The organism is Arthrobacter antibioticus (assembly GCF_030063205.1).
In the GTDB taxonomy this organism is placed as follows: domain Bacteria; phylum Actinomycetota; class Actinomycetes; order Actinomycetales; family Micrococcaceae; genus Specibacter.
The window spans coordinates 292,388-313,199 of record NZ_JASISQ010000003.1; the positions used below are offsets into that span (position 1 = coordinate 292,388).

Here is a 20,812-nt window from a genome sequence, read left to right on the forward strand (position 1 = left end):
CCGTGGCCGCTAAGATCCTGCGGAATGGGCTAGGAGGTCTGTGCATGGAAACGCTGTGGGACGGGTTCTCCCCACCCCACAGCGTGACCACAAGCGGGATTACTCCCCGATGGCACCGATGGGAACAATCTTGCCGTTCTCAACCTTGTAGCCGTAAACAGTCGGGGCCTGCAGTTCACCCTTGTCATTCCATTTGTAGTGCTTGCTCAAGCCGTCGGCGTCGTAGTTCTTGACCCACTCCATCAGCTTTGCGCGGTCCTGGTTGCCTGCGTCAATACCAGCCAAGAGAACCGTTGCCGCGTCATATCCTTCGATGGAGTATGTGCCTGGATCCATATTTGCCAATGCCTTGTAGGCCTTAGCGAAGTCAGGAATCAATTCACCGGGGATGCAGGGACAGGTGAAGTATGAGTTCTTCGAAGCATCGCCTGCCTGCTTGATGAACTGGTCATCCTTCAAGCCATCCGGGCCAATGAACGTTCCGGTGTAACCCTTGGCTACGAGCTGCTGGTCAAATGGTGCACCTTCAGCGTAGTAACCGGAGTAGAACACCGCGTCAGCTTTGGAGTTCATGATCTTGGAGATCGTCGCTGAGAAGTCCTTCTGGCCTTGAGTAACCTTGTCGGTGCCGATCAGGGCATCTCCCAAGCCCTCAGTTGTGGTTTGTGCCAAACCGATTCCGTATTCGGAGTCGTCCTGGACGATGTAGACCTTCTTGGCGCCAAGCTTGCCCGTCATGAACTTAGCCGCGGCCGGACCCTGAACTGCGTCATTACCCAGTCCGCGGAAGAACGTCTTCCAGCCATTTTCCGTCAACCCGGGGTTGGTGGCAGCTGGGGTGATGTGCACCATCTTCACCTGTTCGAAGATGTTGCCGGTTGCTTTGGACTCACCGGAGAACGGCAGCCCGACAACACCAATAATATTCTCTTCTTTAGTTGCCTGGGTGACGGGACCAGTTGCCTTGTTGGGGTCACCTTCCGTATCAAACTTCTTGAATGCCACCTGGCATTCGGCGTTCGCCGCATTGTGCTCATTAATGGCTAGCTGAATACCTTGGAAAATATTGATACCCAGCTGAGCATTGGCACCAGTTTGTGCACCAATGTAAGCCAACGTGGTGGTATCAGGGCAGACTGCTTTGCCATCGCCTGCAGGCAGAACAGCATCCTTTGGCGTTTCAATGGATGTCAAAGCTGGGATGTCTACAGCCGATTGGCTGCCACCAGCGGCGGAAGAGCTTCCACCCTCGGGGGCTGCTTGGTTTGCACAGCCTCCCAGCAGCATCCCAAAAGTGGCCGCAGCAGCCAGCGTGGTCATAACTCTCTTGCGGTTCATAAATGCGCCTTCCGAAGTTAGCATCAAGGCCCGTGGAACGTCGTCGTTCTACGTAACCGTTGGCTTCACGTGACTTGACCTTACACTCGAGAATGTGAAGTACAGCACACTATTGCGTAAAGATCTGATAACAGATGATGTACAACTGGGTACCTCTGCATAAATAGGGCATTGCGTGGCTGGTATTGCGTGGCTGGTATTGAGCGCAAAAAAGCCCGCCCCAGAGTGGGACGGGCGTTTTTGTTACTTGTACTCGCCGGAGGGCTTCCAAGAAGCCTGGCGGGTCTTAGGAGAGAGTGTCGATGGCCTTGTTCAGCAGTGCTGAGGGGCGCATGATCGCTGCAACCTTTTTTGCGTCCGGGCGGTAGTAGCCACCCAGGTCAACTGGCGAACCCTGAACGTGCGCGAGCTCGGCGATGATCGCATCTTCATTCTCGCTCAGATCGGCAGCGACTGCCGCAAAAGCAGCCGCCAGTTCAGCGTCAACACTCTGTGCTGCCAATTCTTGTGCCCAGAACTTGGCCAAGTGGAAGTGGCTGCCACGGTTGTCAATTTCGCCAACCTTGCGCTTCGGGGACTTGTTTTCCAACAGGAACGTTCCCGTTGCTCGGTCCAGAGTGTCAGCCAAAATCTGAGCACGGGCATTGCCTTCATTGACGGCAAGGTGTTCAAAGCTCACAGCCAAGGCCAGGAACTCACCCAATGAGTCCCACCGCAGGTGATTTTCCTTGATCAGCTGTTGGACGTGCTTGGGAGCAGAACCACCGGCACCGGTTTCAAAGAGGCCACCACCTGCAATGAGCGGGACAATGGAGAGCATTTTGGCGCTCGTGCCCAGCTCCAAAATCGGGAACAGGTCTGTGAGGTAGTCACGGAGCACGTTGCCTGTGACGGAGATGGTGTCTTCGCCTCGACGGATTCGCTCCAGGGTGAACTTTGTTGCATCCGCTGGTGAGAGGATCTGGATATCCAGATCCGTGGTGTCGTATTCCTTAAGGTATTCATTGACCTTGACGATCAGCTTGGCATCGTGTGCGCGCTTCTCATCCAGCCAGAACACCGCGGGGGTTTCTGATGCGCGGGCCCGAGTTACGGCAAGCTTGACCCAGTCACGAACCGGGATGTCCTTGACCTGGCAGGCGCGCCAGATGTCCCCGGCCTCAACGTGGTGTTCAATAAGGACGGTGCCTGCAGAGTTGAGGATCTGCACGGTTCCGGCTTCGCGCAGCTCAAAGGTTTTGTCATGGCTGCCGTACTCTTCTGCCGCTTGTGCCATGAGGCCAACGTTGGGGACGGTGCCCATGGTGGTTGGATCAAAGGCGCCATGCGCCCGGCAGTCATCAATGGTGGCCTGGTAGATACCGGCATAGCTGCTATCAGGCAGCACTGCCAACGTGTCGTGTTCCTGGCCATCCGCACCCCACATGTGCCCGGAGGTGCGGATCATTGCCGGCATGGACGCGTCAACGATCACATCGGAAGGGGTGTGAAGGTTGGTGATGCCGTTGTCGGAGTCCACCATGGCCAGTGCCGGGCCGTCTTCGTAGCCTTTCTTGATGGCCGCTTCAACCCCTGTGCGCACATCCTCGGGCAGATTGCCCAACCCGTTAATGATGGAGGCCAAGCCGTTGGCGGGACTCAGCCCTGCCGCATCCAGTGCTTCACCATAGTTGGCGAAGAGTTCCGGGAAGTAGGCCTTCACCACGTGGCCGAAAATGATGGGGTCCGAAACCTTCATCATGGTGGCCTTCAGGTGGGCAGAGAGCAGAACACCCTCTTTCTTGGCCCGCGCAACCTGTGCGCTCAAGAACGTATCGAGCTCGGCAGCACGCATAACTGTGCCGTCTATGATCTCATCCTTGAGAACCGGGAAGGCCTCCTTGAGCACGCTGGTGGTGCCGTCCGTTGCCACGAACTGTATTTTAATCTTGTCATTGTCTTCAATGACAACCGACTTCTCATTGTCAAAGAAGTCTCCACCGTCCATGGTGGCCACGTTGGTTTTGGAATCTGCGCTCCAGGCACCCATGCTGTGCGGGTTCGCCTTTGCGTAGTTCTTTACGGACTGGGGTGCGCGCCGGTCAGAGTTTCCTTCACGCAAAACCGGGTTCACTGCGCTGCCCTTGATCTTGTCGTAGCGGGCGCGAACGTCTTTTTCCTCATCAGTGGAGGGATCATCCGGGTAGTCCGGAAGAGCGAAGCCCTGGCCCTGAAGCTCGGCAACAGCAGCCTTGAGCTGTGGAATGGAAGCGCTGATGTTGGGGAGTTTGATGATGTTGGCATCCGGGCTCTTAGCCAGTGCACCCAATTCGGCCAGGGAGTCAACCACTCGCTGATCTTCCGTGAGGTAGTCACCAAAGACGGCGAGGATGCGCGCAGATACGGAGATGTCCCGGGTTTCCACGTCCACTCCGGCCGTGGAGGCAAATGCCTCAACAATCGGCAAGAAGGAGTACGTGGCCAACATGGGCGCTTCGTCTGTCAGGGTATAAATAATCTTGGCCATATGCGAGGTGTCTCCTGCGAAAATTCAATGGATTATTGAGAATCTGGTGAGATTTCTTTCCACTCCAATCTACCCGAGATAGGACGTTTGCCCGCTATCGGCAGTCGAAAGTGACATGTTCCATGGGTGAACTTAGCCTTACTTAGCATGCGCGGGAACTATTTTCCCAATAGCTTGGAGTTATGGAACTTAAAGGAAAGCTCGCAGAAGCCATTAACGATCAAATTACGTTGGAGATTCAGGCCGCGATAGTTTATCGCCAGCTGGCCATTGAAATGGATGTCCAGGACCTGCCCGGGATCTCCGGATGGTTCCTGGCCCAGTCTGACGAGGAACTGGTGCACGCACAGAAGTTCACGGATCATATGACAGACCGCAATGCCTCGCCCAAGATCGGCACCATCACGGCCCCGAACGTCACAATCACCACGGTTCTTGAGGCTTTCGAGGCCTCCCTGGCGCACGAGCAGAAGGTCTCGGAGTCCATCCGCAACCTCTACCGCATGGCCCAGCAGGAGGGCGATATTGACTCCATTCCGCTGCTGAACTGGTTTGTGGAGGAGCAGCTGGAAGAGGAAGCCACAGTAGGGGAAATCATTGGCCGCGTGCGCCTCATTGGCGCCGACGGCAATGGTCTGCTGCGTTTGGATGCTGAACTGGGCTCCCGCAAGGAATCAGGACAGTAAAGTGCGCGGCCGCGAGTTCACTCATGGCCGGCTAAGCCCGTGCCATGAGCGGTGGCGGCGCTGATGTCGGAGCAGATGGACAAGGTGCCCATCTGATCTGGCATCTAGCGCCATCAAGAAGGCGGGATGGCTTCAGCGTGCGTAGGAGCAACCGGCTTCTCACATGGCGTCTCCAGCTCCTTCATTCTGGCTGTTAAAGTACGACGCCGGGGTGTCACCTTTCGCACGAAAGGTGACACCCCGGCGTCGTACTTTTTTATGCTCAGATCTTCGTTTTCAGCGCTTGCGCATCTGCACCACAATGCCCACCAACAGCGCCACAAACGCTGTGGCCACGATGCTCGTGATGAGTGTGGCCGCAACATAAGGTGCCAGCAACCACTCAAACAAATCAGTCACACTGCACGCTCATCTAAGGAGGAAGTGGGTGGGCCCACAGTCGAAACTATGGGGCCCCCGCTTCCGAGGGGCCCCAATTTCAGGTCGCTTGCGACCTGAAATTGGGGAGGAAGTGGGGACTAGTGGAAGAAGTGGCGGGCACCGGTGAAGTACATGGTGATCCCGGCAGCATTGGCCGCTGCAATCACTTCTTCATCGCGTACTGAGCCACCTGGCTGAACAACTGCGCGCACTCCGGCGTCGAGCAGGATCTGCAGACCGTCGGCAAAGGGGAAAAACGCGTCGGAGGAAGCCACGGCGCCGATTGAGCGCTGCTCGAAAGCGGCCTCGGAGGACGCCGAGGCACCACCGGCACCGTCAACGTCGGAGGAGACAAGCACACCTAGGGTGTTGGCCCGTTCAACGGCCAGTTTGCAGGAGTCCACCCGGTTGACCTGCCCCATGCCGATCCCTACCGCTGCACCGTTTTTGGCGAGCAGGATGGCGTTGGATTTAGCAGCGCGGACTGCGGTCCAGGCGAAGGCCAGGTCAGCCAACGTGGCGTCATCGGCCGGCGCTCCTGCGGCGAGGGTCCAGTTGGCGGGGTTGTCGCCGTCGGCGTCGACCCTATCGCTCATCTGCACCAGCATGCCGCCGGAAACCTGGCGTACTTCCGCCGGGTAGCGGCCGTAGCCTTCCGGCAGCGCAAGCAGTCGGATGTTCTTCTTTTTGGAGAGGATTTCAACCGCTTCGGGCTCAAAGTCCGGTGCTATGACTACTTCGGTGAAGATCCGCGCCACAGTGCGGGCCATGCCAGCGGTGACGGTGCGGTTCGCGGCAATGACGCCACCAAAGGCGGAGAGTGGATCGCAGGCGTGAGCCTTAACGTGGGCGTCGGCAATGGGGTCCGCTGCGTCCACGGAGGCCACGGCTACACCACACGGGTTGGCGTGTTTGATGACGGCCACTGCCGGGACGTCAAAGTCGAATGCTGCACGTAAGGCAGCATCGGCATCGACGAAGTTGTTGTAGCTCATGGCCTTGCCGTGGAGCTGGTCTGCTTGGGCGATCCCCGAAGGTGCACCCTTGTCCACGTAAAGCGCTGCCTGCTGGTGCGGGTTTTCCCCGTAACGCAGTACTTCGGAGCGTTCAAGGGAGTAGCCGGCGTAGGAGGGCCAGTCGATGATGCCGTCGCCGTCCTCGTCCAGGAACTGGGCTGAGGTCCAGGCGGCTACGGCGTTGTCATAGGCGGCCGTGTGCGCGAATGCTGCGGCGGCCAGGCGCTGCCGGGCAATGAGTTCAAAGCCGCCGGACTGGGCCGCTGACAGTACTTCGCCGTATTTGGTGGGGTCAACAACAACGGCTACTGAGGGGTGGTTCTTGGCTGCGGCGCGGACCATGGAGGGACCGCCAATGTCGATCTGTTCTACAACTGCGTCCTGCCCGGCCCCTGATTTTACTGTGTCAACAAACGGGTACAGGTTAACCACAACAAGGTCGAACGGCTGAACGTTCATGTCTTCAAGCTGACGGACGTGATCCGGGAGGCGGCGGTCGGCGAGGATTCCGGCGTGAACCAACGGGTGCAGGGTTTTGACCCGGCCGTCCAAGGCTTCGGGGAAGCCTGTCACTTCGGATACTTCGGTCACGGGAATTCCGGCGGCAGCAATTTTGGCTGCCGTTGAACCGGTGGAAACAATCGCAACTCCGGCAGCGTGGAGGCCGGCGGCTAGTTCCTCAAGCCCGGTTTTGTCGTAGACCGAGATCAATGCCCGGCGGATAGGAACTCGGTTATGCACAACGCTGGTCACAGGTAATCTCCAGAGGTTCATTGATGATGGCGACACATAAAGTTTAGGCCACTTCGGCGCCGGTAGGATTTGCGGTATGACTTCACGTGAGCTCAACCACACGCCGTCCTCCATAGACTCTGCATCCGCTGACCTCCCAGCAGATTTGTCCCGCCTGATTAACTCGGTGATTCTCCCCGGTTTTGTTGGCACCACTGCACCAGGCTGGTTGGTGACTGCTCTTGAAAACGGGCTGGCCGGCGTCGTATATTTCAGCCAAAATATTGATCCCGACGCCCCTGGACAGGTGGCAGCTCTCTCTGCTTCTATCCGGGCCGCCAACCCGCAAGCTGTTATCGGTGTGGACGAAGAGGGCGGAAACGTCACCCGTTTGCAGTCCCGTGACGGCTCGGCCATTCCGGGCGCGGCAGTGCTGGGTGCGGTAAATGAGCCGGCCCTGACGGAAGCTGCGGGGCGCGCAATCGCCCGGCTGTGCCGCAATGCCGGCATCAACTTGGCGATCGCCCCGGTGGCTGATGTCAATACCAACCCGCGCAATCCCGTCATTGGTGTGCGCGCGTTTGGTTCGGATACTGCATTGGTGGGCGTCCATACTGCGGCTGCCGTCTCTGGCATTCAAAGTCTGCGCGTTGCCGCCTGCGCCAAGCACTTCCCCGGGCATGGTGACACTGTGGCTGATTCACACATGGACACGGCCCGCGTTGAGCTGACCTTGGCGCAGATGACGGCATCCCATCTGCCCCCGTTCAAGGCCGCCACGGATGCCGGGGTTGCTGCGATGATGAGCGCACACATCATCATCCCCGAGCTGGGTGAGGCCCCGGCCACCCTGAACCCGGCGGCGAGCGCACTGCTGCGCACGATGGGCTTTGAGGGCGTGCTGATTACTGATGCATTGGACATGGCCGCCGTTCGAGCAACCGTTGGCCCCGGGGAGGGTGGCGTGCTGGCATTGCTGGCGGGCAACGACCTGTTGTGTGTGGGCAACCCGATGAACGCCTACACCACAGGCCGTGATGACGAGTCCTGCTACACCGAGGTTTACGACGCCCTGTTTGCTGCGGCTTCCTCCGGGCGGTTGCCTGTGGAAACCTTGCGCCGGGCTGCTGCCCGTGTGCAGGGGCTGGCGCAGTGGTCTGCCGCGGAGGTTTCCCTTGAAGCGGACGACGACGTCGATTGGGTTTGCGTTGCTGCCCACGCCTGCCGTGTTGACTCGCCAGGTACACCAGCACTGGCAGGCTCCGGTGCGGTGACGCTGTTGGATGCGCGCACCGGGCACAATATGGCCGCAGGTCCCACCGCGAATTTCATGGCAACAGCCTTGAGTGATTATGCGGTGACTGCCATCAGCGTGGCAGGGCTCTCCACAGCGGAACTGGACACTGCCTTGGGCCAAACACCTTCCGGTACAGGGGACACGATGCAAGGAACCGTCCTTGTCATGGTTGACTCGTTGGAGTCTCCGGCGCAGCAAGAAACTCTGCAACTGGTTCTTGCCCGGGCACCCCGGGCAATCTGCATCAATGTGGGTCTCGCTACTTCGGAACCAACAAGTTTTATGACAATCCATGCCTATGGTTTCAGCCGAGTCAGTGCTCTTGGCGTGGTCAGCATATTAGAATCCCTCTCCTCCGTATCGTCCTCCCGTTCCCTCTCTCCCTCTCCCACCCTCTCCCCCTCTCCAACCTCAACGAGAACCCACGAAAATCTGAGCCCACAGTTCTGCAAGGAAGAGTGACCCGTGACCATCCACGAAAAGTCGATCCACAGTGAAACAGTTCGATCCGAGATTGGAACGCTGACAACAGAAGCTTCCAATCCCCGCTACCCGGATCTAGCCGCACTTTCAACAGCAGAGCTTGTTGCTGGAATGAACAGTGAGGATGCTTTAGTCCCTAAGGCCATTGAGAAGCAGCTTCCCGTACTTGCCACAATCATCGATGAGGTTGCAGCTCGCATGGGCCGGGGCGGCAGATTAATTTATGTGGGGGCCGGAACGCCAGGTCGCATGGGGATCCTGGACGCTAGTGAATGCCCGCCTACCTTCGGAACTGATCCGGAGCTGGTGGTGGGCATCATCGCCGGGGGTCAGGCGGCCGTTAAACAGGCCGTTGAAAATGCCGAGGACAGCGCCGAAGCGGGGACTGCTGACATGGCGGCATTGCAACTGGGCCCCCACGATTCAGTGGTGGGGATAGCCGCATCCGGACGTACTCCTTATGTCATTGCCGCCATTGAAGCCGCCCGGACGCAGGGTTGCTATACAGTCGGATTTGCCTGCAACAATAACTCTCCGCTGGGAGCTGCGGCCCAGAGTGCTCTGGAAATTGAAGTGGGCCCAGAGTTCCTGACTGGTTCCACCCGGCTGAAATCCGGTACCTGTCAAAAGATGGTGTTGAACATGATCAGCACCATCACCATGGTGCGACTGGGGAAAACCTACAAAAACGTCATGGTTGATCTTCGCGCCACGAACGCCAAACTCCATGCCCGCAGCGAACGTACTCTCATGCAGGTCACCGGGTGCGACGCCGAAGCAGCGACGGCAGCCTTGGCCGCAACCAATGGCCACGTGAAAGCGGCGATCCTCTCGATCATGACAGGTTTCTCTGCAGCACAGGCGGCAACGCTATTGGCTCAAAAGGATGGGTTCCTGACGGCCGCGATCGACGCCGGGAGGCACTAATGCCTGCCACTCACCGAATACTTGAAACCAAAATACAAAAACTGCTGAATCAGTGCGTGCAGGACCGCATAGCACCAGCGGCGAGCTGCGCCGTTGTGCTGCACCATGATTGGCTACCGGAACTCATCGCCGGAGAAGCGTCACCACAGACATTTTTTGACTTAGCTTCCGTGACAAAACTATTCACCACCGTCACAGCACTTTCGCTAGTTGACAGTAAAGCTCTGGAACTCGATGCACCCATCGGGCGAATCTTGCCCACCTACCGGCAAGGCCAGAAAGCTACAGTGACGTTGCGGCAGCTGCTGACGCACACCTCGGGGCTCCCATCACAGTGGCGGGGATGGGAGCGCTCCCTGAATGAGGGGCGGGGATTTGAACGTGCGCGGCTAGTTCAAGACTTGTTGGACACTGCCCTGGAAGCACCTCCAGGAACACGTTTTGAGTACTCCTGCGCAGGATTTAACACCATCATGGTTTTGGCTGAACATGCGACGGGGCAACCGTGGGCCGCCCTTGTCCATGACAGGGTTTTGGCGAAGCTTCCCACTTCAGGCCTCACCGGTACCCCCCGGGTGGAGCACTGTGCACCCACGGAATACCAGCACGCATTGGGCCGTGGACTTATTCAAGGCATAGTCCACGACGAGGCGGCTTGGTCCCTGGGCGGACTCAGCGGCAATGCCGGTATGTTCGCCACGTCGGGTGGACTTGTAGCATTTGGCGAGTCCCTGGGCCGAGGGCTGCCCGGCATCCTCTCCCCCGGACTCGCTGAGGAAATGTGGCGCAGCCAGCTGCCCGAGATATTGGGTAACAATTTCAATCCAGAGGATCCCGCCTCCGGGCACAGTCTAGGCATGCGCATCAATGCGCAGACGTGGATGGGCTCACACGCCCAAGAAGCCCGAGGACACGGTGGATTTACCGGCACCTCACTGCTGATCGATCGCGAGCACAGTCTCTCGATCGCATTGCTGACCAACCGTGTAAGCCCCAGCCGGGACGGGGATGACGCAACCAACCTGCGCAAGGCTGTGTCCGACGTCGTCTATTCTGGTGAAAATAACCCTCGCTGATCAGGACACAGGAACATGAGCAACCCAACGCCCCTACTCACCGGCGACCGCGTAGTGCAGGAACTCCCTTGGCGTTGGCGCGTGCAAGGCAGTATCTTCCTGATCGGCGGGCTCGGCTTCATGTTCGATGCCTGGGATGTCACCCTCAATGGCTTCCTGATTCCGCTGCTGTCCAAAGAGTGGGGGCTCAGCACCGGGCAAGCGGCATGGATCGGCACAGCCAACCTGATTGGCATGGCAGTTGGTGCTTTCGCTTGGGGATCTATCGCGGACATTATTGGGCGCAAAAAGGCGTTCACACTCACCCTGCTCATTTTCTCCATTTTCACGGTTCTTGGTGCCGTCTCCAACGAGATCGTTCTCTTTTGTGTGTTCCGTTTTCTGGCAGGTTTTGGCCTGGGCGGGTGCATTCCCGTGGACTATGCGTTGGTGGGTGAGTTCACTCCCCGCAAACTCCGCGGCAGGGTATTGACGGCCATGGATGCGTGGTGGCCAATCGGGGCGTCCCTGTGTGGGGTGGTTTCAGCTGTGCTGATGGCATCATTTGGGAACTGGCGGTACCTGATGCTGGTTATGGTGCTCCCGGCTCTGCTCGTTTTTTGGGTTCGTGTGGGTGTGCCAGAATCACCACTGTATTTGGTGCGGGCCGGCCGTCCAGCGGAGGCTAAAGCTGTCATTGAACGCCTCATTGAAAGAACCGGGGCCACAGTGGGTCCCTGGACACTGCCAGACGCGGCAACTGCACCAAAACTATCTCTGGGCAAGATCACCGACCAGTTGGCGGGACTGTGGCGTTTCAACTGGCGTGTCACAGGGGTGGCCTGGTCACTGTTTCTAACAATTTTGCTGGTGTACTACGGCGCTCTGACGTGGATGCCCTCCATTTTGGTCGCCACTGGCTACGCCGAAAATAAAGCGTTCATGGCCACCGCGTCAATGACAGCCATTGGATTACTGGGGGTGGTTGCTGCTGCACTGCTTGTAGAGCGGCTGGGACGCAAATGGATTCTGGCCGTTACCGGTCCCTTGGCAGCGTTGTCATTGGTGATTTTTGCGCTGGTGTTGGATGCCCCTGTGGCCGCTCAAATCTGGTTGCTCGTGTTTGGTTTTGTCATACAAGTTGCCATTCCTGTGCTCTACACCTATGTGTCAGAGCTTTATCCCACGCACCTGCGCGCCACCGGTTTTGGCTGGGCTTCTACTGTTTCGCGGGTGGGTGCCGGGCTGGTTCCACTAATTTTCGGCTCCCTCCTATGGCCCGTATTGGGCTTACCTCTCACCTTCGCACTGACCGGTGGGCTTGTGGTGGCGGCAGTTATCTGGATGGCGATCTCCGCCCCGGAAACCAAGGGCACCGTCCTGGACTGAGCGCACTGCCGATATTCCACCCAACCGCATCCACCCCACGCCCCACGCCCGAACCACGGTCCTGGCCCACGTCCACGCCTCGACCCACTCCCCACGCCCCGGTGAGATTGGAGATCATGACACCCCGGCCGAAGAACGGGGTGCCATGATCTCCAATCTCACCGGGGTAGTCTGTTGCAGACCTTGAATTCTCCACACCTAAGGATCTTCCATGAACGTTCTACTTCCCACCGTCTCTTCCACCGTCGGTTTGCTTGGCGGATACCAAACGGCCCGGGTCACCAAGAACCGCCAGTTAGGTGGTGCCGTGTTGGCCGCCGCAGGCACCGCCGCATTTTGGGGCTGGAAGAAGAACGCCGGAGCCGGAGTTGCAACCGCATTGACCGCCACCTATGTACTGGCATTTGGCGCCTCACATCCTTTGGCTAAGAAGATGGGTGCTTGGCCTGCCGTCTACACAGTGACAGCCGCCACCGCCGTTGCTTCGCTCATTTTTGGCCGCACCAGGAAATAGCACCACTAAACTAGTAGTGCATCAGCACTGCTTCAGCACGGCCGGGCCAACATCCAAAACAAGCACCAAAGAAAAGGGCAATATGGATCTCGCAGCCGACACCACCGGCTTCCTTGCGAGCATTTGGATCTACCTGATTGGTGGGTTTTTTGTGATGGTCTCCGCCATCCTGCCGCCAGTTCCTAGCACTACCGTGTTCGTGGGCCTGGGCGCTTTGGCGGGGCTCGACGGCGGACCGAAAGCCCTGCCTCTTGTCTTAGCCATGATGGTAGGCGCCGTGGCCGGGGATCTCTTGACGTATTGGATCATCAAATTGTTCGGCCATACCCGGTGGGGTGCTACCCGCGGCCCCCGCCGCCAACGCGCGGTTGATGCCGCCACACGCAGGCTGAAGCAGCGACCCTACATGTTCATGCTGACCTCGAGATTCATCCCAATAGGCCGGCTGTCCTCCAATATTGCGGCCACAATGGCAGGGTATCCGCTGCGGGCATTTAGTGTGTTTTCCCTTGTATCCGCTAGCGTTTGGTCCATCTACGCCGTTGGTATTGGAATTTTGACGAGGTATTGGCCCGGTATCTCAACACAGGTTGCCGTCATTATTGCCATTGTCTTTTCCATCATCCTGGGCTGGCTCGTTGGGAGAGTCTCAGCCTGGGTACTTGACCGGAAGAACTCTAAGCCAAGCTCCGGCGTCGCACCTTAGATTTTTTTCTGAGAATTCCAGGCCGAAGCTAGGTCACCCAACACTTTGATCAGGAGTGCACGCTCTGCCACTTTGATGCGTTCGTGCAAGGATTCCTCGGTGTCTTCGGGCAACACTGTCACAGGTGTTTGGGCGATGATGGGCCCTGTGTCAACACCTGCATCTGCAAAATGCACTGTGCAGCCGGTGACTTTCACCCCGTATGCCATCGCGTCGCGGACACCGTGCGCACCAGGGAACGACGGCAAGAGCGCCGGATGAGTATTGACGTACCGACCCTCAAAAGCATCAATGAATGCTGGCGCTACAATCCGCATGAAACCACTTGAAAGAACGTAGTCCGGTTTGTACGCGGCAACTGCTTCCAGGAGCGCCGCATCCCAGTCGGTACGCGTTGTGTAATCCTTGAAATTGACCACGAAGGTTTCCAGTCCGGCCGCGGCAGAACGTTCAATACCGAACGTACCAGCTCGGTCCGCCCCGACGGCAACAATTTCAAGGGGCAGACTGTCGGCGGCATCAATCACGGCCTGCAGATTTGAACCGGTTCCGGAGACTAAAACAACTATGCGCATGCCCACAATTTTAGGGGCAAGGGGCGCCCCTGCCCTATTCGGCTACTTCTTCATTGCGTCGCATCAGGGGTAAGCCATTGTGTTCGCCTTCAAGCCACGGTGCCAGCAGCGAACCAAGCATGACTCCTAGTGCCACTTCGGCTCCAATCCATAGTGCTGCCGTGAGCGGATCGGGTCCCAAATGGGTGAGTCTGCCAATACCCAGAGAGCCCTGCGAAAGCCAGAACAGCACCCAGCTCATGGCCATGGCGGAGACGCCGATGACGGTACCCAGAAAAAGCGTTGATCCAGGTAGTGAGAGCCAGCGTTGGCGCACCTTAAGTGAAAGCCACTCGTCAAAGTGATTCTCGCCGGCCCGAACAAACCACCAACCGGCCAAAAGGCCAGCTATAACGGGGATTAAGAGTGCTGCAAATCCCCACGTCATAGCCCCTGTGGGCAATGCAGCAAGGAGCGGGATGGGTGGCACGGGAGCCACAGCAGTTCCCAAGGGTGAGACCGTGGAACCGACACCAAGATCAAAGCCTGCACCGCCAGCCCATGCCAACGACCAGATGGCCAGATTCGGCATGAACGCCATCTGCGCAAGTGTCAGCGTTGCCCCACCCACTGCTCCTGGCCGCAACGCTTGGTAAACGGCAGCGATGTCTGACCAACGCCCCGCCAAGTTAACCGCCAGCAGTAATGCTGAAAGCGAGAGTGCGCTCATGAGCGCAATAAACCCTGAGCGCAATACCGTCCAAACATAGGAACCAGCCCAACGCTGATCCTGACTGGTTTTAGCGATCCAATCGGCAGCATTCATTCCAATCAGTCGGCTCCACGAGCCAGCTTCCAAACGAGAGCCAATGATCAGTCCTACACCGGCAGGAATCACCGGAATCAGTGTGCTGGCAAGCAGAGGAGCCGAGATACTGGGGATGCTGCACACAAAACCAGTTGCAAGACCGGCCGCCGCATAGACAGCAACAGCACTCAAGAGGGGCTGCCACAGCTGGTCGGTATAGGAGGCCCGTGCCAATCGCCGGCCAGCACGCCACGAGAGAAGAAAGGGAATCAGCGCCAAGCCTATCGGCAGCAAACTAAGTGTTCCCATTTGCAGGGATGCCGAACTGGGCCCGCTGCCAACTGTCACGTTCAGCGGAACACCATGGCCAAGTAACCAAATATGGCCGGCCAATCTGGCAACAATCGAGGCATCTTTCTCAGCAAAGCCGCCTGTAAACCAAGTAGCCGTCAACGGTATCGCCACGACCAAAGCCGAAATGACGAACATTTGAGCAGCCTCAAAGGCCCCCTGCAGCCACAGCGGCATGGGGATCCCGTCGCGTGCCCGCTTGGAGTTATTGGTGTTCATCGTTTCCAATGGTGCCACATGGCGGGCTTCACTGCCGTGAACAGCGCCGTTAGACATTGCCGTTTTATTGCTCACTGATGCTCTGCAAGTTTCGGTAATCCATCTCACAACGCGTTTGCGCCCGGCAAGCGAGTAATTCACGCACAGCCTGTCCGTTCTCGCCAGCCTGGAAGGGAACATCTAGCTGGCAACATAAAGGTGGATTAAACACAAATAAGGCCCGGGAAAACCCGGACCTTATTTGTTCAAGCCCTAAGGACTAAAGAATGCGCGGTTACCCGCACGTTTTCTTTAGAATTAGATAGCCTGGATGTTGACTGCCTGAGGACCCTTGGGACCCTGCTCAACATCAAAGGAAACCTTCTGGTTCTCTTCGAGGGAGCGGTAGCCGGAGGAGTTGATCGCGGAGTAGTGCGCGAAAACATCCTGGCTCTGATCATCGGGTGAGATGAAGCCGAAGCCTTTTTCAGCGTTGAACCACTTGACGGTACCTGTTGCCATTATTTCTATTTCCTTCTGAAGTTGGAGATTCCGCCCGACCTTCGGGCCTCCGTATACGGTGTAAGTCCGCTTCTCCAGAAAAGCGACGTCTCCCTAACGGGCGGCATCGCTTCAACTACAAAAAACGCAACACTACAACTACGTCCAAGTATACATATCTATTTCCACAAAGCCACTATGCACTGAGAGTAACGTCACTTGACTCCGCATGAGAATGCCAGGGTCGAGAAAAATCCTTGAATCTGTGCGGATTTGTAATCTCAGGCCAGTGACACGACACTCAGTATTCATCTTTTGTTTACTGAACATGACGCTCGGTCTGGCCCAACATGGGCGGATCCCGGATCGGGCACTTCGGGCGAGGCCCAGATTCCCGCAGACCAGATTCCCGCAGACCAGGAAACAAACACCCCCCCGCCCGCCTCCCATATAGCTGACGTATAGTGGTGAAAATATGCCGAGAATCGGCCTAGCCAAGCCCCACGATGCTCCGTGATGAAAGGACCATGCATGCCAAAGCCTGCCTCACTGCTCAGCTTTGTCACCCATGCGGTTCTTTTGGCCCTCACCGGGTTGATGCTTGTGATCGTGGGATGCACCGGCGCTCAGGCCTCTTCGGGAAATCCGGCAGCCTCCGGCAGCACCTACGAACTCACTTCCACTGCTTTGGATATACACGCGGTAGCGGTACCTGTTTTAGCCGTAACCACGGGGCTCTCCTTACCCAGCACCGCTCAGTTACCCAACACCGTACTGTCACCCGGCACTGATGCACGCCCGGCGTGGACCACTTGTGTACCGGGGCGAGACAAAGTACGGCTGGAACAAAACGCTCTCACTCCTGTCTCGGCACATCTACAACGCCCGCCTTCAGCCCTGGAGTCCGATCTTCTGACGCCTGCGCGTGCTGACGGTGGTGCTGACCAGTTCGCTGATAGGGTTCCAGCGGCGTTGACGCACCTAGATCTTGGGATTGTGCGGACTTAGACCTGAGGCAAGCCGCTTTACCCTGCCCAGAAACTACGGGCGAACAAGCGGCATCCAAGGTGTCCTCTATATATACGAATATATGCAAGTGCTCTGCCGCCGGTTTGTCTACTGCCGCGGAAGTGCTGCCCTTGCACAAGCTTGAAAGATTATTGATGAAGACGAAGAAGACCAGAAATATCATTTTGCTGCTGGCACTGGGTGTTGTCATTGTTCTAGCCATAGTCTTTGTGGGCGCCGCTGCAGGGAAAGACCGTCTAAAGTCCGCGGAAAACCCTGCCAGTCAGAACTCGTCCTCCTCCGGTGGCGCAGCGCCCGCCCCGGAACTGAACCTGGAGCGACGCACACCTTCGGATCCGCAAGCTCTAGGAGACGTGGATGCTGATGTTGTTCTAATCGAGTACTCCGATTTCCGGTGCCCCTTCTGCGGGGTTTACTCCCGCAATACCCAACCGGAAATCATCAAAAAATATGTTGACTCCGGTCAGCTGCGCATTGAATGGCGTGACCTGCCCCTGTTCGGCGAAGGGTCAATAAACGCTGCCGTGGCAGCACGTGCTGCAGGAGTGCAGGGTTTATTTTGGGAGTTCAATGAGACGCTCTACGCTGCCGCCCCAGAAAAAGGCAAAGCAGAGCTCTCCGAAGCGGAATTATTGAAGTTCGCTGAGCAGGCAGGGGTGCCTGACATGAAAAAATTTGCTGCGGATATGAAAAGTCCGGAGCTTTTAGCCCTGGTGAAAGCGGATGTGGCCGAGGCAACGGCGCTGGGACTAAACAGCACGCCCACTTTTGTCATCAATAATCAAGCGATCCCGGGCGCTCAGCCACTGGAGGTCTTTACCCAGATTATTGATGGCGAACTGGCCAAGGTGAAATAGCCCATGGACATCGGATACACCGGGGCCTTCCTGGGCGGGATACTGACGCTTCTCAGCCCCTGTTCGGTGATGCTGCTACCGGCATTTTTTGCCTACGCGTTCGCCAGCCCTACTAAACTCTTGGGCCGTACGGCCCTGTTTTATGCCGGCCTATTGACAACGCTTGTACCTCTTGGACTGTTGGCCGGGCTGGTTGGTTCCCTGATCACACAAAACCGGTCAGTGCTGATCAATATTGCTGCAGCCGTGGTCATTGTCATTGGAATTTTACAAATCAGTGGAGTGGAGTTCCCTGGTCTGAGCCGCCGCGGAGGCACTGACGGGACCTCAGCAATATCGGTTTTTGTTCTCGGCTCCGTGTATGGAGTGGCCGGGGTATGTGCCGGTCCCATTCTTGGATCGGTGTTGGCCGTGGCTGCCGCTGGCGGTAATCCACTGTATGGCGGGATCATGCTGGCAATTTTTGCGCTCGGCATGGCGCTGCCGTTGGGAATTTTATCCCTGTTCTGGACACACTTGCGGTTGGGTCAGCGTGGTTGGTTGAAACCACGCCGTTTCCGGCTGGGACCGTGGGAGAACTCGGTGTGGATGGTGGTCTCCGGGGTGCTTTCCATCGGTATTGGTGTCCTACTGCTACTGACTCAGGGCACGGCTTCCTTGGGCGGTCTGCTGACTATTGATGCTCAGTACGAGGCGGAATCCTGGGTTGTTGGGATCTCATCAAAGATCTCCAACGTAGGCTTCGGTGTCGCCGCGCTGCTGGTTCTTCTTCTTGCGGGCGGACTCTATTTGTGGCGTTCACGTCGCGCAGAGCAGGCTTCCCGAACCGTCGATTCCACACCGTCAGATTCCACACCGCCAGATTCCACACCGTCAGATTCCACACCGTCTTCAGAGAGTAGCTAGCGTGTTTGCCACTATTGCCTCTAATTTGCGTCTGTGGCCGCTGCGGCGCTGGGCGGCAGGTGCCGCCACGGCGCTGCTGGTCTACGTATTGGTCGCCATTCCCACGGTCCTCATTCCGAACACCTTCTTTAGCCGTGAGATCCCGCCAATGTGGTGGTCTTATGCCGCGCTGGGCATCAGCTCGCTACTGACGGGGCTGCTGGTAGCCACCTATGTGGCCTCACCGATCACCCGCGCGGGAGCAACCAATAAAACGGGCGTCTTCGCCTCATTTTTGACCTTCTTTGCCGTGGGCTGCCCTGTCTGCAACAAAATTGTGCTGTTGGTGTTGGGTTCGGCAGGCGCGATGAAGTTTTTTGAGCCCGTGCAGCCTATTCTGGCGGTGCTCTCCATCGCACTGCTGGTGTGGGCTTTGCTGCGCAGAATCTCTCAAGAGAATTCGTGCAAGGTACCTGCCGCGGTTTAGGCTCGCGTGAGTATCCCCCGCTAAATCGGACGACGGCGAGAGGTTGCCTTAGTTGAACGAGCGGTCCGGTCCCAGCCGGGAGAGAACAAACGCATCGGATACTGCGGCTGGGGCGAACCTCAGCAGCAGCGAGGCTTGCAAGGCAAGCGCCAACTTTTCCACCACGTTGCGGGCCTGCCCGGCAAAATCCTGTGGCGCCGAGTGCATAGGAGCCACCTCTTCCCTGAGCCGGGCAGTGAAGTCATCAAAAATCGGGTGCGTGCTTGACGCTAGCCGCAGCTCCTGGAAAAACGCATCCACAGATTCGGGTTCGGTGGCCATCGCTCGCAGCACATCCAGGACAATACATCCAGGGCAATCACATTGCACGTACCCTCCCAGATCGCCATGACCGGTTGTTCCCGGGAGCGCATAGCCAAAGGGAAGTCCTCAATATAGCCGTTGCCGGCCAAGTATTCCATGGCTTCGTAGGCAGGATTGGGACCTCGCTTGCACACCCAGTATTTGGTCAGTGCAGTCCCAAGGCGCCGGAAGGCGCGTTCGGCATCTCCGGCGTCGTCATCACAAGCAGAGGAAAGGCGCATGCTCACTGCGGTAGCGGGCATGCCATACGGCCTCGGCCACCGATTGGGGTATGCCACCGATTGGCGTACGCCGCCGGCCGTGCCGAGAATACAGTCAAAGCGGGTTTGGCCCACCATTGTCAGGATGGCGCGCACCCCGCGGCCCGGCTCGCCCACCCGCCACCCGACGGTGTTGGCAAATTCAAGCTCGGCGGAAGCGTTGGATCTGTTGCCCAGCTTGTCCTTCAGGCGCTGGATCAAGAACGTGTTCCTGCTCGCATCCGGCAGTACTCTGGGCACCAGAAAGCAGCCAAGCCCCGCCTAGTCCCGCGCTAACACCAGAAACGCATCCGACATAGGCGCCGAACAAAACCACTTGTGGCCGGTCAGGCGGAAATGATCCCCTGAGGCACGGCGCGGGTGGTGTTGGCCCGCACATCCAAGGCAGCCACTGCCCCGTTTCACCTGCGCAAAAAGCATAAATTGTGCAGCTCGCAGTGCGCTGGCTTCCTTGCACGGGAACTCCCATACGGGAGTATGCGCACCAGCAGCGACGGCTTGGGAAATGATGCGATGGTAGAAGGGGTGGCAATCCACCTCATCGATCCGTTGCCCGTATTTGCTGTGTGCGCGTAGAATCGGCGGATTCTTGTGGGCCAGTCGGGCATCTTCCTGAAACTGTGCGGAGCCGACGGCGGCGAGGGATCCGGCGTCGTCTGCGGTCATGGCTACAGGCTATGCCATCTGTGTTGCGGCCCGGTCTAGGAACTGGGCAACTGCTCGCGGGCGCGATAACACGGGGGCGTGACTGGAGGCTATCTCCGTCACGGACGCCCCCATGCGCTCAGCCATTTCGCGCTGCAAAACCGGTGGGACGCAACAATCATCCGTGGCCACAAGATAATGGGATGGCAGCTCCAACCAGGCAGGGGATCCCACCTTCACACGGTCGAGCCCAATCCGAACCATTTCCTGAGTCGCCGCGGCCACGGCGACCAGCTCGGCTGGGGCATCTGCTGCCAGCACTGCGCCAAAATACGGTCGGTCAATATAGGTGTAATCTCCCGCCACCACCACGTGGGCAGGAACAAGACTGCCTGGGTGACGCCGGGACAGCCCGCTGACGGATTCGCCTTCTACTGGGGCAAATGCTGCAACATAGGCCAGCGCTTTCACGGCCTCAACACCGCGAGCAGCTTCTCCGATGACCGCTCCACCATAGGACCACCCCGCCAGTAAGACCGGGCCCGTCACAGTGGCCAGTGCCCGGCGCACGGCAGCGACGTCGTTCTCAAATGACTCAAGTCCCAGCTGAGCGGCAATAGGGACATGCCCCATTGCTTGCAGTTCGGTGATGACCTTGGCCCAACTGGAACCATCAGACCAAAGGCCATGGACCAAAACGATATTTGTCATGTGTGCACCTCTTCTTTGAAGTTTTGCTCAATGTATCAGGACAGAATCCGGCCTATCAGACAGCCCACGAGGGCACGCCCGCAACTACAGTGCT

The 20,812-nt window shown here is 57.9% G+C and carries 22 protein-coding genes; 11 read left to right on the plus strand and 11 right to left on the minus strand.

Features of this window, described 5'->3' with window-relative positions:
- Window positions 1-99: 99 nt before the first annotated feature.
- Together QMG40_RS08810 and QMG40_RS08815 are read right to left on the minus strand one after the other, a co-directional pair.
- Window positions 100-1,338, minus strand: a complete 1,239-nt coding sequence (locus QMG40_RS08810) for a branched-chain amino acid ABC transporter substrate-binding protein (RefSeq protein ID WP_283530601.1) — start codon at window positions 1,336-1,338, stop codon at window positions 100-102.
- A gap of 286 nt (window positions 1,339-1,624) precedes the next feature.
- Window positions 1,625-3,844 carry an NADP-dependent isocitrate dehydrogenase gene (locus QMG40_RS08815; RefSeq protein WP_283530607.1) on the minus strand — a complete coding sequence of 740 codons (2,220 nt, stop codon included), beginning with the start codon at window positions 3,842-3,844 and terminating at the stop codon, window positions 1,625-1,627.
- A 182-nt stretch (window positions 3,845-4,026) separates the two neighbouring features.
- On the opposite strand from QMG40_RS08815, the gene QMG40_RS08820 reads away from it, so the two are divergent.
- Window positions 4,027-4,530: a ferritin gene (locus QMG40_RS08820; protein WP_283530609.1), complete on the plus strand. Its 504-nt coding sequence runs from the start codon at window positions 4,027-4,029 to the stop codon at window positions 4,528-4,530.
- 276 nt (window positions 4,531-4,806) lie between these two features.
- Here QMG40_RS08820 and QMG40_RS08825 read toward each other — a convergent pair whose 3' ends face one another.
- Both QMG40_RS08825 and purH read right to left on the minus strand, forming a co-directional pair.
- Window positions 4,807-4,929 (minus strand): hypothetical protein, encoded by a 123-nt coding sequence (locus QMG40_RS08825; protein WP_283530612.1) that lies wholly within the window; start codon window positions 4,927-4,929, stop codon window positions 4,807-4,809.
- Between the two features lie 119 nt (window positions 4,930-5,048).
- Window positions 5,049-6,719 (minus strand): bifunctional phosphoribosylaminoimidazolecarboxamide formyltransferase/IMP cyclohydrolase, encoded by a 1,671-nt coding sequence (gene purH / locus QMG40_RS08830; protein ID WP_459252980.1) that lies wholly within the window; start codon window positions 6,717-6,719, stop codon window positions 5,049-5,051.
- Window positions 6,720-6,795: 76 nt separating this feature from the next.
- On the opposite strand from purH, the gene QMG40_RS08835 reads away from it, so the two are divergent.
- The 6 genes from QMG40_RS08835 to QMG40_RS08860 all read left to right on the plus strand — a co-directional run bounded on the left by QMG40_RS08835 (window position 6,796) and on the right by QMG40_RS08860 (window position 13,069).
- Window positions 6,796-8,457, plus strand: a complete 1,662-nt coding sequence (locus QMG40_RS08835; RefSeq protein ID WP_283530616.1) for a glycoside hydrolase family 3 protein — start codon at window positions 6,796-6,798, stop codon at window positions 8,455-8,457.
- A 3-nt stretch (window positions 8,458-8,460) separates the two neighbouring features.
- On the plus strand, window positions 8,461-9,405 hold the full coding sequence (gene murQ / locus QMG40_RS08840; RefSeq protein WP_283530618.1) for an N-acetylmuramic acid 6-phosphate etherase: 945 nt from the start codon (window positions 8,461-8,463) through the stop codon (window positions 9,403-9,405).
- Window positions 9,405-10,481: a serine hydrolase domain-containing protein gene (locus QMG40_RS08845; protein ID WP_283530621.1), complete on the plus strand. Its 1,077-nt coding sequence runs from the start codon at window positions 9,405-9,407 to the stop codon at window positions 10,479-10,481. Before murQ ends, QMG40_RS08845 begins: the two co-directional genes overlap by 1 nt.
- A 15-nt stretch (window positions 10,482-10,496) precedes the next feature.
- Entirely contained in the window at window positions 10,497-11,849 is a 1,353-nt protein-coding gene (locus QMG40_RS08850) for an MFS transporter (RefSeq protein ID WP_283530623.1), read from the plus strand.
- A 211-nt stretch (window positions 11,850-12,060) separates the two neighbouring features.
- Window positions 12,061-12,363, plus strand: a complete 303-nt coding sequence (locus tag QMG40_RS08855) for a hypothetical protein (RefSeq protein WP_283530625.1) — start codon at window positions 12,061-12,063, stop codon at window positions 12,361-12,363.
- Between the two features lie 82 nt (window positions 12,364-12,445).
- On the plus strand, window positions 12,446-13,069 hold the full coding sequence (locus tag QMG40_RS08860; RefSeq protein WP_283530627.1) for a DedA family protein: 624 nt from the start codon (window positions 12,446-12,448) through the stop codon (window positions 13,067-13,069).
- Here the strand turns inward: QMG40_RS08860 and purN are convergent.
- From purN to QMG40_RS08875, 3 genes are all read right to left on the minus strand, one after another.
- The gene (purN, locus tag QMG40_RS08865; RefSeq protein ID WP_283530629.1) at window positions 13,066-13,644 is read right to left on the minus strand and encodes a phosphoribosylglycinamide formyltransferase; all 579 of its coding nucleotides are present in this window, start codon (window positions 13,642-13,644) and stop codon (window positions 13,066-13,068) included. The two genes, QMG40_RS08860 and purN, sit on opposite strands and share 4 nt — an antisense overlap.
- Before the next feature lie 34 nt (window positions 13,645-13,678).
- The gene (locus QMG40_RS08870) at window positions 13,679-15,076 is read right to left on the minus strand and encodes a cell division protein PerM (RefSeq protein ID WP_349361611.1); all 1,398 of its coding nucleotides are present in this window, start codon (window positions 15,074-15,076) and stop codon (window positions 13,679-13,681) included.
- Between the two features lie 222 nt (window positions 15,077-15,298).
- Window positions 15,299-15,502, minus strand: a complete 204-nt coding sequence (locus QMG40_RS08875) for a cold-shock protein (RefSeq protein WP_038467205.1) — start codon at window positions 15,500-15,502, stop codon at window positions 15,299-15,301.
- 510 nt (window positions 15,503-16,012) lie between these two features.
- Between QMG40_RS08875 and QMG40_RS08880 the strand changes: the two genes are divergently transcribed.
- From QMG40_RS08880 to QMG40_RS08895, 4 genes are all read left to right on the plus strand, one after another.
- Window positions 16,013-16,489: a hypothetical protein gene (locus QMG40_RS08880; protein WP_283530631.1), complete on the plus strand. Its 477-nt coding sequence runs from the start codon at window positions 16,013-16,015 to the stop codon at window positions 16,487-16,489.
- Between the two features lie 155 nt (window positions 16,490-16,644).
- The gene (locus tag QMG40_RS08885; RefSeq protein WP_283530633.1) at window positions 16,645-17,367 is read left to right on the plus strand and encodes a DsbA family protein; all 723 of its coding nucleotides are present in this window, start codon (window positions 16,645-16,647) and stop codon (window positions 17,365-17,367) included.
- Window positions 17,368-17,370: 3 nt separating this feature from the next.
- A complete protein-coding gene (locus QMG40_RS08890) occupies window positions 17,371-18,273 on the plus strand; it encodes a cytochrome c biogenesis CcdA family protein (RefSeq protein ID WP_283530635.1) in 903 nt (300 codons plus the stop codon).
- Between the two features lies 1 nt (window position 18,274).
- On the plus strand, window positions 18,275-18,739 hold the full coding sequence (locus QMG40_RS08895; RefSeq protein ID WP_283530637.1) for a hypothetical protein: 465 nt from the start codon (window positions 18,275-18,277) through the stop codon (window positions 18,737-18,739).
- Between the two features lie 48 nt (window positions 18,740-18,787).
- Here the strand turns inward: QMG40_RS08895 and QMG40_RS08900 are convergent, their stop codons facing one another.
- The 4 genes from QMG40_RS08900 to QMG40_RS08915 form a co-directional block, all read right to left on the minus strand.
- Window positions 18,788-18,946, minus strand: coding sequence for a hypothetical protein (locus QMG40_RS08900; RefSeq protein WP_283530640.1), 159 nt, complete (start codon window positions 18,944-18,946; stop codon window positions 18,788-18,790).
- A 62-nt stretch (window positions 18,947-19,008) separates the two neighbouring features.
- Window positions 19,009-19,563: an acyl-CoA dehydrogenase family protein gene (locus tag QMG40_RS08905; protein ID WP_283530642.1), complete on the minus strand. Its 555-nt coding sequence runs from the start codon at window positions 19,561-19,563 to the stop codon at window positions 19,009-19,011.
- Between the two features lie 60 nt (window positions 19,564-19,623).
- Window positions 19,624-20,028, minus strand: coding sequence for a hypothetical protein (locus tag QMG40_RS08910; protein WP_283530644.1), 405 nt, complete (start codon window positions 20,026-20,028; stop codon window positions 19,624-19,626).
- A gap of 9 nt (window positions 20,029-20,037) precedes the next feature.
- Window positions 20,038-20,718 carry an alpha/beta fold hydrolase gene (locus tag QMG40_RS08915; protein ID WP_283530646.1) on the minus strand — a complete coding sequence of 227 codons (681 nt, stop codon included), beginning with the start codon at window positions 20,716-20,718 and terminating at the stop codon, window positions 20,038-20,040.
- Window positions 20,719-20,812: the final 94 nt, after the last annotated feature.

Coding starts and splice junctions, on each gene's coding strand:
- QMG40_RS08810 (WP_283530601.1), bottom strand. CDS start 1,338: ATGAACCGCAAGAGAGTTATGACCACGCTGGCTGCTGCGGCCACTTTT.
- QMG40_RS08815 (WP_283530607.1), bottom strand. CDS start 3,844: ATGGCCAAGATTATTTATACCCTGACAGACGAAGCGCCCATGTTGGCC.
- QMG40_RS08820 (WP_283530609.1), top strand. CDS start 4,027: ATGGAACTTAAAGGAAAGCTCGCAGAAGCCATTAACGATCAAATTACG.
- QMG40_RS08835 (WP_283530616.1), top strand. CDS start 6,796: ATGACTTCACGTGAGCTCAACCACACGCCGTCCTCCATAGACTCTGCA.
- QMG40_RS08845 (WP_283530621.1), top strand. CDS start 9,405: ATGCCTGCCACTCACCGAATACTTGAAACCAAAATACAAAAACTGCTG.
- QMG40_RS08850 (WP_283530623.1), top strand. CDS start 10,497: ATGAGCAACCCAACGCCCCTACTCACCGGCGACCGCGTAGTGCAGGAA.
- QMG40_RS08855 (WP_283530625.1), top strand. CDS start 12,061: ATGAACGTTCTACTTCCCACCGTCTCTTCCACCGTCGGTTTGCTTGGC.
- QMG40_RS08860 (WP_283530627.1), top strand. CDS start 12,446: ATGGATCTCGCAGCCGACACCACCGGCTTCCTTGCGAGCATTTGGATC.
- purN (WP_283530629.1), bottom strand. CDS start 13,644: ATGCGCATAGTTGTTTTAGTCTCCGGAACCGGTTCAAATCTGCAGGCC.
- QMG40_RS08875 (WP_038467205.1), bottom strand. CDS start 15,502: ATGGCAACAGGTACCGTCAAGTGGTTCAACGCTGAAAAAGGCTTCGGC.
- QMG40_RS08880 (WP_283530631.1), top strand. CDS start 16,013: ATGCCAAAGCCTGCCTCACTGCTCAGCTTTGTCACCCATGCGGTTCTT.
- QMG40_RS08885 (WP_283530633.1), top strand. CDS start 16,645: ATGAAGACGAAGAAGACCAGAAATATCATTTTGCTGCTGGCACTGGGT.
- QMG40_RS08890 (WP_283530635.1), top strand. CDS start 17,371: ATGGACATCGGATACACCGGGGCCTTCCTGGGCGGGATACTGACGCTT.
- QMG40_RS08900 (WP_283530640.1), bottom strand. CDS start 18,946: ATGCACTCGGCGCCACAGGATTTTGCCGGGCAGGCCCGCAACGTGGTG.
- QMG40_RS08910 (WP_283530644.1), bottom strand. CDS start 20,028: ATGACCGCAGACGACGCCGGATCCCTCGCCGCCGTCGGCTCCGCACAG.
- QMG40_RS08915 (WP_283530646.1), bottom strand. CDS start 20,718: ATGACAAATATCGTTTTGGTCCATGGCCTTTGGTCTGATGGTTCCAGT.